Genomic DNA, 13,078 nt, shown 5'->3' with positions numbered 1-13,078 from the left:
GTTAGCAGATGCGCCACGCCAACGGACGAAAATTGCTTGGCGCCGGTAACGCCCGTATACTGTGCGCCGCTGCCGCCCTGGTGGAATTGGTAGACACGAGGGATTCAAAATCCCTTGCCTTCGGGCGTCCCGGTTCAAGTCCGGGGGGCGGCACCACCTTCTCTCCCAGCAAGCACCTGCCCCGTCCCCTGAGGAGGATCGCGTGCACAAGCGGCTCTTCCCGCTCCCCTGTGCCCGACGCGCGGGCCACGCCCCCGCACCCCAGAACGCCGCGCTTCCGACCGCACGCCCCCGCCCATGCGCCTGATTCCGCTGCCGTTGCTCCGCCTGGCCCTGGCCGGCCTGGCAGCCACACTGGTGGGCGTGGGCCTGGCACGGTTCGCCTACGCCCCGTTGATCACCCCGATGGTGGAACAGGGGTGGTTCAGCGCCACGCAGACCGCGTGGCTGGGCGCGGCCAACCTGCTTGGCTACCTGATCGGCGCCCTGGCCGGGGCGCCGCTGGCCCGACGTTTCGGTCCGGCCCGTGTCATCCGCGTCAATCTGATTCTGACCACCGTTGCCTTGGCCGCCTGCTTGTGGCCCTGGGGGTTCGCCTGGTTCGCCCTCTGGCGGGGTGTCGCCGGCGTCGGCGGCGCCATCCTGATGGTGGTGGCCGTCTCCGAAGCCCTGAGCCGGACCCCGGCCGCCCAGCGACCCGCCGTGGGGGCCATCATCTTCAGCGGTATCGGGATCGGGGTGGCGCTCTCGGGCATCGTGCTGCCCGGAATGGCGGACCGGCATGCGGCCATGGGCTGGGCCGTGCTTGCGGGGACCGCCCTGCTGGCCACGGCCATCAGTTTGCGTGCCTGGGGCCGGAACCGGCCCGGGGCGCACGCAGACCCCGGCCAGGCCAAGGGTCATTGGCGCCCGGGCGGGCAGGAAGGCCGCACGGCAATCCTGTTGCTCGCGGCCTGTTACTGCCTGGTGGCAGTGGGCTACATCCCGCACACGGTCTTCTGGGTGGATTACCTGGCCCGCGAGGTGGGTATGGGCCTGGGCCAGGCCAGTGCCTACTGGACCCTTTTCGGTCTGGGGGCACTGATGGGCGCTCTGCTCGCCGGCTCGGCCGCGCGTCAGCACGGCTTTGCCCCCACCCTCGCCCTCACGTTGGGCCTGATGGCCCTGGCCACCCTGCTGCCCTCAGTGTGGCACTTCGGTCCGCTGTTGTTCGCCTCGTCGCTGTTCATCGGCGCCACCACGCCCGGCATGGTGGTGCTGGTCTCCGGGCGGTTGGCGGAGCTCTGCCCACCCGGGCAGCAGGCACGGCTGTGGGGGCGCCTGACTGCAGCCTTCGCCCTTGCCCAGGGCGTGGCCGCCTGGGCCCACTCCGCCCTCTTCGGCTGGGCGAACAGCTACCAACCGCTCCTCTGGCTGGGCGGCGGGGCGCTGCTGCTCGCCACGCTGCTCGCCGGCTACGGCCTGCGGCGAAAGTGATTGCCCCAGGCTGCGCGATGGCAATGGGGCGTTGTGGTCACTCGCCGGTGTGGTTCCGCCGGGCCATGCCCCAGAGCACCAGGGGCAACAGCAACCCCGCCAGCACGACCATTACCGGCCAGTGATCCCCGGGGCTTCCCAGCACTGCCTCACCGCGTCCAAGCAGCCCGAGCACCCCGTTGCCCAGCAGCACCACCGTGACCACCAGGCAAGCGGCGCAACCCAGCGCAAAGCCCACGCCGATCAACCAGTCCACCGGACGCAGCCTCACTCCCGCACCTCGTACCCCATCGCGGTAACCGCAGCCCGAAGCGCCTCCATGGCCGGCTCCACCTGGTCGGCCTCACCGCGCAACCCCAGCTCCACCTCGAAACCCTTGGCATCGGAACGCGGCAGGCAGGACAGGCGCAGCTCCGGGTAGCGCGCGACGAACTGCTCCATCAACGGGATAAGGTCGCCCTCGCGGGCCCCCGGCACCCGGAACGTCTGCTGCACCCGGACTCCCGGAGCGTGCCAGCGCGCGTAGTGGTGATCCAGCACCCATTCCACCATCGGCCAGGCCATCTTGGGGAAACCCGGCACGAAGTGGTGGTGGCGGATGGAGAAGCCGGCCACCCGGTTCACCGGGTTGGGGACCAGTTCGGCCCCCTCCGGGAACTCCGCCATGCGCAGCCGCTGCGCCGTGGCGCGGTCGCCGAACTGTTCGCGGATCTCACGCTCACCCTCCGGGTGCAGAACAAGCGGTAGGTCCAGGGCCTCGCCGGCGCACTGCCGGGTCCGGTCGTCGGGGGTGGCACCGATCCCCCCGAAGCTGAACACCACATCGCCGGAGCGGAAGGTCTCGCGCAGGTTCTCGGTGAGCAGTTGCGGGTCGTCGCCCACGATCCGCGCCCAGGACAGTTCCAGCCCGCGCGCATCCAGCCGCTCGATAACCGCCGCCATGTGTTTGTCCTGGCGACGGCCGGAGAGCAGCTCATCTCCGATAATCAGCACCCCGAAACGGGGCTCCCACTGCTCAGCCATGGTCTGTTGCCTCCCGGAATCGGTTGTCGGCGCCGCCGTTCAGGCGCTCCGCGGCGCTCTCGTAGACGGACAGCATGGCGGGCACCAGGAACAGCACCAGCAGGGTGGCCCCCGCCAGACCGCCGGCAATGGACACCGCCATGGGAATCAGGAACTGGGCCTGCACCGAGGTCTCGAACAGCAGGGGCAGCAGCCCGCCGATGGTGGTAAGAGAGGTGAGCAGTACCGGTCGTAACCGCTGGCGCGAGGCCTCCACCAACGCCCGGTCCGCCGACATCCGCCGTTGTTCTCTCAGCTGTCGGTAGAAGACCACAAGGATGATGGAATTATTGACCACGATCCCCGTCAAGCCGAACAGCCCGAAGAGCGAGAGGATGGTCAGGTCCAGCCCCATCACCCAATGGCCCAGGAAGGCCCCCACCAGGCTGAAGGGGATCACCGCCATCACCACCAGCGGCCAGCCGTAGGAGCCGAAGATCCAGGCCAGGATGATGTAGATCAGGGTCAGTGCCAGCACCAGCCCGGTCCGCATGTCGGCGAGGGTCTCCTCCTGATCCTGTGCCCGTCCCCCGAACGAGTATTCCAGCCCGTGCTGGGCAGCCAGGTCGGGCAACGCACTCGCCTCCAGGTCGGCCAGGATGCGATTGGCATTGGCCACGGCGGCGTCCACGTCAGCGGTCACAGTGACCGCCTGACGGGCATCAATATGGCGCAGGGCCTCGAAGCCCCGCCGGCTGTCGATCTGGGCCACGCTGTCCAGGGGCACGGCGCCCCCGTCGGGCAGTTGGACGCGGAAGTCGGACAACGCCGCCAGTCCCCGCCGTTCGCCCTCGTCCAGACGGACGCGTACCTCCACTTCGTCACGCCGCTCGTGGAAGATCTGGACCAGCTCGCCCAGATAGGTGGCCCGCAGCTGGCTACCGATCTCGGCCACGTCCAGCCCCAGGGCGCGGCCCTCTTCGGTCAGGCTGTAGATCCACTGCTCCTGGCCCCAGGGCAGGTCGTCGCTGATCGCCGAGACACCGGCGTAGCTGGCCAGCGTCTCCTGCAGCGCCTCGGAAGCGGTCTTGAGCTGGTGGATATCCGGGCCGATCAGCCGGATATCCAAGTCATCCCCCGGTGGGCCAGCCATCCGCTCCTGGATCACCAGGTCCTCCAGGCCGGCGGCCGCGGGGACCCGTTCCCGCCACTCCGCCATGAACTCGCTGTTGGAGACATCGCGCGCATCGGGCGAGACCAGTTCGACCATGATGGACCCGTAGTGGTCGCCGCGGTCCTGGGTGCCGGTTCCATCGCTCAGTTTCTTGCCCACGTATACGAGGTGGCCGCGCAGCAGTTCACCGCCAAGCGCCTCCTCGGTCTCCAGCAGGGCCGACTCCAACCGCTCCAGGTAGGCTTTGGTACGCTCCCTCGGGGTGCCGGCCACGAAGCTGGTGTTGGCGTTGAGGATGGTGCCTTCCACGTTGGGGAAGAAGGTGAACGCGATCCGACCACCTGCCACCAGCCCCACCGAGCCGATCACCAGGGCCACCCCGACCGCGATGGTGGTCCAGCGAAAGGCCAGCGCCCGCTGCACGGCGGGGATGAAGTAACCGTCCCGGAAGCGATCAAATGCCCCGTCGATGCGGCGGCGCACCGGCCCCGGCCCGGGCCGCAGCGCCCGCCCCGCCTCATCCACCGCCGGCGGCTGCGATCGTTGCCGGGTGAATAACCGCCAGATCCGGCCCGGCCACCCGCCGTCGGGGCGTTGCATCGCCTCGAATGACCGCCGCAGGTGGCCCGGCAACACCAGGAAGGCCTCCACCAAGGACGCGATGATCACGCAGACCACGACCAGCGGGATGTCGAACAGAATATTGCCGATCACGCCCCCCACCGCCATCAGTGGCAGGAAGGCGGCGATGGTAGTGAGTGACGAGGCCACCACCGGGGGCAGCATGCGCCGTGCGCCCCCCTCGGAGGCACGCCACGGGCCCTCACCCCGTTGATAATGCGCGAGGCCGTCCTCCCCCACGACAATGGCATCGTCCACGATGATGCCCAGTGTCATGATGAGCGCGAACAGGCTCATCATGTTGATGCTGCCCCCGACCAGCCACAGCACGGTCAGGGCCGCGAGGAAGGAGGCGGGGATACCTACCGTGACCCAGAAGGCCACCCGTCCGGACAGGAAGACGAACAGTATCCCCACCACCAGGAGCAACCCGCTGAGGCCGTTTTTAACCAGTAGCCCGATGCGCTCGCTGATCAGCTCCCAGGACTCGTCAAAGACCTGCAGCTCCACCCCCGGTGGCAGGGTGGGTTGGGTCTCCGCCACCCAGTCTTCGAGAATCCGGGCACTGTCCAGGGCATCCTCCTGCTCCGCCCGCTCCAGCAGCAGCTCCACCGCGGGGCGGCCCTGGTAGTAGACTTCGATCTCACCGTCGCGGGGCAGCCGCTCCACGCTGGCGATGTCGCCGAGCATGATGTTGCGCCCATCGATGGAGAGTTGCAGGTTTTCGAATTCGGCAACGCTGCGGCGCTGCTCCAGGCTGCGCAACTGCCGCGCCACGTCCGCCTCCCCCACCTCACCGGCGGGCAGGTCGCGGCTCTGGCTGCCGATTAGGCCAGCAAACCGGTCGAAGGAGAGGCCCAGGTCCAGCAGCTGATCATTGCCGGTGGTGATCCGGATTTCCTCGTCCGGCAGGCCGGTTACCTGCACCCGGGCGACCCCGCTCTGGAGCAGGCTCTCCTCCAGATCGCGGGCCACGCCGCGCAGTTCATCCGGCTGTAGATCGCCCGTGAGAAGTACGCGGGCGATGGGATCGTAGCGGGTGACCCGATTGATGGTGGGCGTCTCGGAATCCGGCGGCAGGTTACGCACCCGACCCACCCGCTCCTTGGCATCCTCCACCGCCTGAGCCATGTCCGTGCCCTCGGAGAACTCCAGGGTGATGACGGAGATGCCTTCGGCGGAGGTGGAAACCATCTCGCGCAACCCGTCCAGGTCGCGCAGTTCATCCTCCAGCGGGCGGGTGATACCGTCCGCCACGTCCTCTGCGGTGGCACCCTGCCACTCCACCTCGACGTTGACGATGTCGAGTTCGAAGTTGGGGAAGAACTGGGTGTTCAACTGGCTGAGGGCGTACAGTCCGCCCACCACCATCAGCAGGAGCACCAGGTTGGCGGCGACCGCATGCCGGGAGAACCAGGCCAGGCTGCCGGCGGTGGCCCTACGACTCACGGCTGCTCACTCCCCAGGTCACGCACCCGCAACCCGTCCATGGCCCGCGGGATCTGGGTGACCACCACCCGGGTCCCCGCGGTCAGCTCCCGGCTGCGCACCAGCATGCCGCGGCGGCCATCCGCCAACGGGGCCTCGCCAAGGCGCTCCACTTCCACCGCGCGCATGCGCTCATCGTCCAGCCGGTAGACCCGGCGAGTCCCGTACAGGGCCTCGAAGGGCAGCACTACGGCGTCCGGTTCCGCCGGCAACAGCGCCTCCAGCGCCACGAAGCGGCCCAGCGGCAGGTCCTCGCCCCCCTCGACCACGCGGAACAGACCGGCCACGCCGCCCTCCCCCCGTTCGGAACGGCCACTGAGCCGGTCCAACTCCAGGCGCAGTGACTGGGCATCCACCATCGCCGTGGCGGACAGGCCGTCCTCTAGAGCCAACACCCGACGCACGGGCCCGATCTTGCCGGCCGGCAGGTGGGCACGGACCTCCAGCGCCCGGGTGTCATAGACCTGGACCAGCTGCTCGCCGGGGCGGACCCGGTCCCCGGGGCTCACGTGGACCTCGGACAACCGGCCGGTGAAGGGGGCGCGCACGGTGGTCCGGCCCAGGTCGCGGGCGAACCGGTCGCGCACGGCCTCGGCCCGGTCCAGTCGGGCCGCCAGCTGCTCCAGCCGGTTCTCGGCGGAATCCACTGCCAGTTGCCGCCCGCTGAGCGACATCTGCTGCTGCTCCAGCTCCCGGCGGCGGGCATCCACGTCGGAGCCCGAGGCCATGTCCCGGTCGGCCAGGCGCTGCACACGGTTCAGCTCCCGCTCGGCAATGGCCACCAGCTCCCGCTCATTGGCCAGCTCCCGGCGGTCCGCTTCGATCTGGCGTTCCTCCAGCGCCCGCTGGGAGCGCAGATCGTTGACCTCCGCGGTCTGTTCCCGCAGCTGCAGTTCCAGGTCGGCCCGGTCCAGCTCCACCAGGACATCGCCGGCCTCCACCCGGCGCCCCTCCCGCACCGGCACCGACGCCACATCCGCTTCCACGGCGGCCGTCAGCATGCTGGTCCGGGGGGATTCCAGGTAGCCGGAAAGGCGCAGCCGGGGCGGGACCGGCGTAGGGCTGACCTCGACGCTTTGCACGGCCCAGGCCGGCTCCTCCACCGGCTGGGGCTCGGTCTCCGGCGCGGTCGCCCGCAGTAGCAGGAACAGCGCCACCCCCGCGGCGATCACCAGCGGGGGCAGTAGTGCTTTCAGAAGTCGGTTGCCGCTCACTCGATCATCGTCCTTGTGGTCCCGGTGGCCCACCCCCCGGTCAGATGGCATTCCAAAGGCCCAGGCCTGCCGGCTGCCAGTCGAGATAGAGCTGGCGCTGGATGTAGGGCTCCGGGTGCTTGCGGAAGTGGTGCCGGAACAGCGTCACCGGCACGATGAGGGGGACCCGCCCCTCCCGGTAATCGTGGATGAGCTCCACCGCCTCCGCCTTTTCGTCGCTCGCCAGCGTCCGCTTGAGGTAACCCAGCAGGTGGAAGAGCACATCGGTATGCCTGCGCCGGGTGGCCTTGTGGCCCAGGGTCTGCATGAAGAGTTCGCCGTAACGCGCTGCGAGAGCGTGTATATCACCCTCCCCGGCCTGGGCCACCAGCTGGCCCAGCTCGCGCAACCCCTGGCGCCCGTGCGCCATCAGGATCAGTTTGTGTGCCGTGTGAAACGCCACCAGCCGTTCGGGCGTAACGCCCTCCGCGAGCAGGGTCTGCCAGCGGTGGTAGGCGTAGACCCGGCCGATGAAATTCTCGCGCAAAACCGGGTCGTTGAGCCGCCCCTCCTCTTCCACAGGCAGCAGCGGATTGGCCTCGGTGATCGCCGCCGCGTAGAGGCCGCGGCCCCGGGTGGAGGGCGACTTGCCGGGCGCACCGTAGACCTTCACGCGGAACAGGCCGCAGCTCGGTGACTTGCTCTTGAAGATGTAGCCACTGATGTAGTCCAGCTCACCAGCCATCTGCTCGCCGTAGGCCCGCAAGGGCTCGGTGACGTCCTTGTCCGGGTCACTGACCCCCACGGCACGGGGGTTGTCCGGGTCACCGCTGAGCCGGATGGGCGGTCGCGGCACCCCGAGCCCGATCGCTACCTCCGGGCAGGCCGGGCGGAAATCGAAATATTCGGCCAGGATGTCGGTGATAAAGCTGCTGCGCTTGTGGCCCCGGTCATAGCGCACCGGCTCACCCAGAAGGCAGGAGCTGATACCCACGGGAATTTTGCTGTTGTCGCGGGGCGGCATAAAACTGGCCTGAGTCATGGTGATCCCTCCGGATCAGATTGTACAAGTCTTGTACAATGCTAGTCCCGCCAGGCAGACAACGCAATGCCCGCCCGGCTAGCCACTCAGTAGGCGAACTCCCTGAAGACCGGGTAGACCTGGTGATCCCAGCGCTGCTCCCAGGCTTCCAGCAGTTCCTCTGCCGGCGTCCGGCCCGACTGCGCGATCCCGTCGAGCAGGTCCAGGAAATGCCCTTCGTCCCGGCCCCGGCGGTCCAGCCGCGCCCGGTCCGCCAAACCGCGCCGACTGATGGCCAACGCCTCCAACGCCACGTCGCGCAGCGTCCCGCCGCGAAAGGGGGTGTCCAGCCCTTCGCGGGGCACCCGGTCACGCAGTTCGCTAATCTCGGCCACGTCCCAATCCGCGATCAGCTGCACCGCCTCATCCAGCGCCGACTCGCTGTAAAGCAGACCGACCCAGAAGGCGGGCAAGGCGCAGAGCCGGCCCCAGGGGCCACCATCCGCACCACGCATCTCGATGAAACGCTTCATCCGCACTTCCGGGAACAGGGTGGACAGGTGGTCCTCCCAATCACTCAGGCTCGGGTACTCCCCGGGCAGGCCGGGGAGCCTGCCCTGCATGAAGTCGCGGAAGGACTGGCCGGCCACGTCGATGTACCGCCCCTCCCGATAGACGAAGTACATGGGGACGTCGAGCACATGCTCCACGTAGCGCTCGAAGCTCATATCCCGGTCGAAGACGAAGGGCAGCATGCCGCAGCGGTCGTTATCGGTGTCCGTCCAGACGTGGCTGCGGTAACTCAGGAAACCGTTGGGACGCCCCTCGACGAAGGGGGAGTTGGCGAACAGCGCCGTGGCCAGCGGCTGCAGGGCCAGGCCCACCCGGAACTTGCGCACCATGTCTGTCTCAGAGCTGAAGTCCAGGTTCACCTGCACGGTGCAGGTCCGCAGCATCATGTCCAGGCCCAGGGTGCCGACCTTGGGCATGTAATTGCCCATGACCCCGTAGCGCCCCTTGGGCATCCAGGGGATCTCGCTGCGCTTCGCCGTGGGGTGGAAGCCCAGGCCGATCATGCCCAAATCCAACTCCCGCGCCACCTCATCCACCTGGCGGAGGTGCTCCTGCACCTCGCAACAGGACTGGTGGATGTTCTCCAGGGGCGCGCCGGAAAGCTCCAACTGCCCGCCGGGCTCCAGGGTGATGCTGGCCTGGTCCTTCTTGAGGGCGATGGTGTTTTCGCCCTCGCGCACCGGTGTCCAGCCGAAGCGCTGCATTTGCCCCAGGAACTGGCCGATGCCCCGCTCGCCTTCGTAAGGCACCGGGCTCAGGTCCCCCCGGTGGAACACGAATTTCTCGTGCTCGGTGCCGATTCGCCAGTCTTCCAGTGGCTTGCACCCCGCCGCCATCCACTCCACCAGCGAGTCGACACGGGTGATCGGCTCGGCGACAGGCTTGTCGGGTGCGGACATCTACATTGTCTCCAAGAAAATCGGGTAACGGGCAGCCGCCCTGTGGTTTGGGCCCTGCGGCCAGCTAGTCGTCGGTGCGGATCACCTGCGCGAGGGCCGCCTCGTCACCGGACAGCGGCTCGTAGTCCGCCAGTTGGTGCTCCAGCACGTCCACGGTCGCATCGGAGGCATCAGCCCCTGCGCGGGCACGCGCCCGCACCCGCTCGCGCAGAACGTCTGGCGCGGCCTGCACGTCCAGGATCCGGAACCCGCATTCCAGCTCCTCGGCCAGTGCCCGGAAGGCCTCCCGGTGACGGGGGTCCAGGAAGGCCGCGTCCACCACCACTGACCAGCCCGCCTCGAGCATCTCCCGGGCCAGGCCTTCGAGGTGGCTGTAGGTCCGCTCGGTGGCCTCGGGGGTGTAGAGACCCGCCTCGGGTTCATCGTCCCGGCGTTCCTCGGGCGCAACCCCGAACAACCGCTTGCGCTCCACGTCCGACCGCAGCCGCAGGTGCCCCTCCGCCGCTACCAACTCGCCCGCCACCTGGGTCTTGCCGGAGCCCGACAGCCCGTGGGTAATGACCAGTTCGGGCCGACGCAGCTGGGTGTAGCCCTGGGCCAGGGCCATGTAGGCCGTGACCTGTTGGCGCGCGGCCTGGCGCGCCTCGCTACCCTCCTCCGCCTGGCTGGCCATAAAGCCGTTGATCTTGGCGCGCACCATGGCGCGGTAGGCGGCATAAAAGCGCAGCAGCCGCATCATGCCGTAATCGCCGGTGTGCTCCAGGTAGGCATTCAGAAAGCGGTGACGGTGGTCGTAGGCACCCCGGTGGTCCAAGTCCATGACCACGAAAGCCACTTCGTTGGCCACGTCGATCCAGCGCAGGTAGGGCTCAAATTCGATGGCATCGAAGACGATCACCTCGTCCTCGTGCCAGGCGATGTTCCCGAGGTGCAAATCCCCGTGGCACTCGCGGACGAAGCCACCTTGGAAACGGGCGTCGATGAGTTCACCCAGCTCTTCCCCCTGGGTCTGGACCCACGCCTCCAGGGCGTCCAACACGGCCGGGTCAGCCCCCGCGGCATCGAGCTCGCGCAACTGCTCGAAGTTTTGCAGCATCGGTGCCAGCACGGAGTCGACGGTGCCGTAATCGGTGTCCGGACCAGCCGCCGGGATCTCTGCGTGGAACTCCGCCACCACCCGGGCCAGGCCATCCATTACGTTAACGGGCAGCTCGCCGCGGTCCAGTCGTGCATCCGCGAGCGCCGACTGCGGGAAGCGGCGCATCAGCACCCCCCACTCCAGCGGCTCGCCCCCGCCCTCAATCTCGGGGGCAGCGACTGTTCCGCTGATGGGGACGGGGCGCAGGTACCAGTCCGGCGCCAGCCGGCTGTTCAGGCGCACCTCCTCCTCGCAGAACCAGCCCCGGCGCTCCAGGGTGCTGAAATCGAGAAAGCCCAGGTCCAGCGGCTTCTTTATCTTCAGCACGTGGTCGCCCGCCAGGAACACCGTGGAGATGTGGGTCTCGATCACCTCTACTGCGTCCACCGGCCAAGGGTAGATAGCGGGGTCGCGTAACGCTGCTAGCAGCTCTGATTGGGGGGGCGTGGCGTTACTGCCGTTGCTCACTTCACACCTCTAGCGATAACTTACCCGTGCGAATGGTAGCACCAAAGCACTTTTCACGGATGACTCCCATCCGGCCCACACGGGTGAACCGACCGGACAGCAAATCGGGAACGATGACGCAGTGACAATGCACATGCAACCGCCGACGGCCGGGCTGGACTGGGACGAGGACCGCGGCCTCATCCTCTGTAGCGGTGACTGGACCAGCACCGGGCTGGCCGCCTTCAACCGCCGCACCCTGCAGGCCCTGCCGCCGAAGCGGTCGCAGGGGTGGACCCTGGACGCCAGCGGCATGACCCGCCTGGACCTCACCGGGGCCCGGCAACTGCACCGCCTGCAGGAGCGCCTGGAAGCGCGTGGAGAGATGGTCCTCCTGGGCGCGGAACGGCCGGATCAGATGGACGGCCTGCTCGCCTTCACGCGCCAGGCGGTCAGCGAGCGCCAACCGCAACCCCGCGCCCCGGGCCTATTGGAGCGGATCGGCCGGGACACCGTAGGCCGGCTACAGCAGAGCGGGGCCTTCCTGAGCTTCATCGGCGAGATCACCCTGGAGGCGCTGCCCCGTCTGCTCCGCCCCTGGACCATCCGGTGGAAGCAGCTGGCCGCCGAGATCCAGAAGGCGGGCGTCCAGGCCCTGCCCATCATCGGCCTGCTGGCCTTCCTGGTCGGGCTGGTCATCGCCTACCAGGGTGGCGAGACGCTGGAGCGGTACGGTGCCAACATCTTTCTGGTGGAGCTGATCAGCGTCACCATGCTGCGGGAGATGGCGCCGCTGCTCACCGCCATCGTGGTAGCCGGCCGCACCGGCTCGTCCTGGGCGGCTCAGCTGGGGACCATGAAGATCACCGAGGAGATCGACGCGCTGCGGACGCTGGGCATCAGCCCCTACGACATGCTGATCCTGCCCCGGCTGATGGCGCTGATCGTCGTGCTCCCGTTGCTCACTATATACGCCGACGTGCTGGGCATCGTCGGCGGGATGCTCGTCGCCGACCTGATGTTCGGCCTGCCCACCCATGAATTCATCAACCGGCTGCCCGAGGCCATCGCCGCCTCCCATCTCTGGGTGGGGATCATCAAGGCACCGGTATTCGCGCTCATCATCGTCGGTATCGCCTGCTTCCAGGGCATGCGGGTCCAGGGCAGTGCCGAAAGCGTCGGCCGCGCCACCACGGTCACCGTGGTGCAGGCCATCTTCCTGGTGATCGTCGCCGATGCGGTCTTCTCCATTCTCTTCAACCTGGTGGGCCTATGAGCGGTAGCGACAGCGACAATGCCGTTGCCGTCACCGGGCTGGTCAACCGCTTCGGCAGCAACACCGTCCACGAGGACCTGAACCTGGAGGTACGACGGGGCGAGATCATGGGCCTGGTCGGCGGCAGTGGCTCAGGCAAGACCGTGCTGCTGCGGAGCATGCTGTTGCTGCACCGCCCCCATGCTGGCGAGATCAGCCTGCTGGGTACGCCCACGCAATCGCTGGGGCGTGCCGAGGAGAAGCGGCTGCGCCAGCGCATGGGCGTGCTCTTCCAGCAGGGCGCCCTGTTCACCGGCCTGACCGTCAAGGAGAACGTCAGCCTGCCGCTGTGGGAGTACACACCCTTCGACGCCGCCACCATCGAAGACCTGGCCATGCTCAAGATCCAGCTGGCCGGCTTCCCGCTGGACGCGGCCAACCGCTACCCCAGCGAACTCAGCGGCGGTATGGTCAAGCGGGCGGCACTGGCCCGGGCGCTGGCCCTGGACCCGGAGCTGCTGTTCCTGGACGAGCCTACCGCCGGCCTGGACCCGGTGAGCGCCGGCGCCTTTGATGAACTGATCGCGGAATTGCACAAGCTGCTGGGCCTTACGGTTATCATGGTGACCCATGACATGGACGCCCTGTGGGCCACCACGCACCGCGTGGCCTTTCTGGGCGACCGCCGGGTGCTGGCAGTGGAGCCGATCGATCGGCTGACCCACAATGAACACCCGCTGATCGAGTCCTACTTCGGTGGTTCCCGTACCGCCGCCTGGAGAGACCGCTGA

Annotated in this window: 10 protein-coding genes and 1 tRNA gene; 4 read left to right on the top strand and 7 right to left on the bottom strand. The window is 68.1% G+C overall.

The genetic code is table 11. The features are described 5' to 3' along the window. Positions 1-71: 71 nt before the first annotated feature. A tRNA-Leu gene (locus DFR31_RS00350) sits at positions 72-156 on the top strand. 141 nt (positions 157-297) lie between these two features. Beyond that, positions 298-1,476 carry a YbfB/YjiJ family MFS transporter gene (locus DFR31_RS00345; RefSeq protein WP_121440689.1) on the top strand — a complete coding sequence of 393 codons (1,179 nt, stop codon included), beginning with the start codon at positions 298-300 and terminating at the stop codon, positions 1,474-1,476. A gap of 37 nt (positions 1,477-1,513) precedes the next feature. Here the strand turns inward: DFR31_RS00345 and DFR31_RS00340 are convergent, their stop codons facing one another. The 7 genes from DFR31_RS00340 to DFR31_RS00310 all read right to left on the bottom strand — a co-directional run bounded on the left by DFR31_RS00340 (position 1,514) and on the right by DFR31_RS00310 (position 11,053). Beyond that, a complete protein-coding gene (locus DFR31_RS00340; protein ID WP_147436912.1) occupies positions 1,514-1,747 on the bottom strand; it encodes a hypothetical protein in 234 nt (77 codons plus the stop codon). Beyond that, a complete protein-coding gene (locus tag DFR31_RS00335) occupies positions 1,744-2,499 on the bottom strand; it encodes a competence/damage-inducible protein A (protein WP_121440687.1) in 756 nt (251 codons plus the stop codon). The genes DFR31_RS00340 and DFR31_RS00335 overlap by 4 nt, the downstream gene beginning before the upstream one ends. Continuing rightward, positions 2,492-5,722 carry an efflux RND transporter permease subunit gene (locus DFR31_RS00330; RefSeq protein ID WP_245971050.1) on the bottom strand — a complete coding sequence of 1,077 codons (3,231 nt, stop codon included), beginning with the start codon at positions 5,720-5,722 and terminating at the stop codon, positions 2,492-2,494. The genes DFR31_RS00335 and DFR31_RS00330 overlap by 8 nt, the downstream gene beginning before the upstream one ends. Beyond that, on the bottom strand, positions 5,719-6,975 hold the full coding sequence (locus tag DFR31_RS00325; protein ID WP_170153549.1) for an efflux RND transporter periplasmic adaptor subunit: 1,257 nt from the start codon (positions 6,973-6,975) through the stop codon (positions 5,719-5,721). Before DFR31_RS00325 ends, DFR31_RS00330 begins: the two co-directional genes overlap by 4 nt. Before the next feature lie 40 nt (positions 6,976-7,015). Then, positions 7,016-7,996, bottom strand: a complete 981-nt coding sequence (locus DFR31_RS00320) for a YbgA family protein (RefSeq protein ID WP_121440685.1) — start codon at positions 7,994-7,996, stop codon at positions 7,016-7,018. Positions 7,997-8,082: 86 nt separating this feature from the next. Then, on the bottom strand, positions 8,083-9,447 hold the full coding sequence (locus tag DFR31_RS00315) for a glutamate--cysteine ligase (RefSeq protein ID WP_121440684.1): 1,365 nt from the start codon (positions 9,445-9,447) through the stop codon (positions 8,083-8,085). A gap of 64 nt (positions 9,448-9,511) precedes the next feature. Continuing rightward, positions 9,512-11,053, bottom strand: coding sequence for a bifunctional aminoglycoside phosphotransferase/ATP-binding protein (locus DFR31_RS00310; protein ID WP_121440683.1), 1,542 nt, complete (start codon positions 11,051-11,053; stop codon positions 9,512-9,514). A gap of 133 nt (positions 11,054-11,186) precedes the next feature. Between DFR31_RS00310 and DFR31_RS00305 the strand changes: the two genes are divergently transcribed. Both DFR31_RS00305 and DFR31_RS00300 read left to right on the top strand, forming a co-directional pair. Beyond that, positions 11,187-12,308, top strand: a complete 1,122-nt coding sequence (locus DFR31_RS00305) for an ABC transporter permease (RefSeq protein WP_170153548.1) — start codon at positions 11,187-11,189, stop codon at positions 12,306-12,308. Next, on the top strand, positions 12,305-13,078 hold the full coding sequence (locus tag DFR31_RS00300) for an ABC transporter ATP-binding protein (RefSeq protein ID WP_121440681.1): 774 nt from the start codon (positions 12,305-12,307) through the stop codon (positions 13,076-13,078). Before DFR31_RS00305 ends, DFR31_RS00300 begins: the two co-directional genes overlap by 4 nt.

This window comes from Alkalispirillum mobile (assembly GCF_003664325.1).
Taxonomy (GTDB): Bacteria; Pseudomonadota; Gammaproteobacteria; order Nitrococcales; family Halorhodospiraceae; genus Alkalilimnicola; species Alkalilimnicola mobilis.
This window is presented reverse-complemented; position numbering and strand designations above follow the sequence as displayed.

Coding starts and splice junctions, on each gene's coding strand:
- DFR31_RS00345 (WP_121440689.1), top strand. CDS start 298: ATGCGCCTGATTCCGCTGCCGTTGCTCCGCCTGGCCCTGGCCGGCCTG.
- DFR31_RS00335 (WP_121440687.1), bottom strand. CDS start 2,499: ATGGCTGAGCAGTGGGAGCCCCGTTTCGGGGTGCTGATTATCGGAGAT.
- DFR31_RS00320 (WP_121440685.1), bottom strand. CDS start 7,996: ATGACTCAGGCCAGTTTTATGCCGCCCCGCGACAACAGCAAAATTCCC.
- DFR31_RS00315 (WP_121440684.1), bottom strand. CDS start 9,447: ATGTCCGCACCCGACAAGCCTGTCGCCGAGCCGATCACCCGTGTCGAC.
- DFR31_RS00305 (WP_170153548.1), top strand. CDS start 11,187: ATGCAACCGCCGACGGCCGGGCTGGACTGGGACGAGGACCGCGGCCTC.
- DFR31_RS00300 (WP_121440681.1), top strand. CDS start 12,305: ATGAGCGGTAGCGACAGCGACAATGCCGTTGCCGTCACCGGGCTGGTC.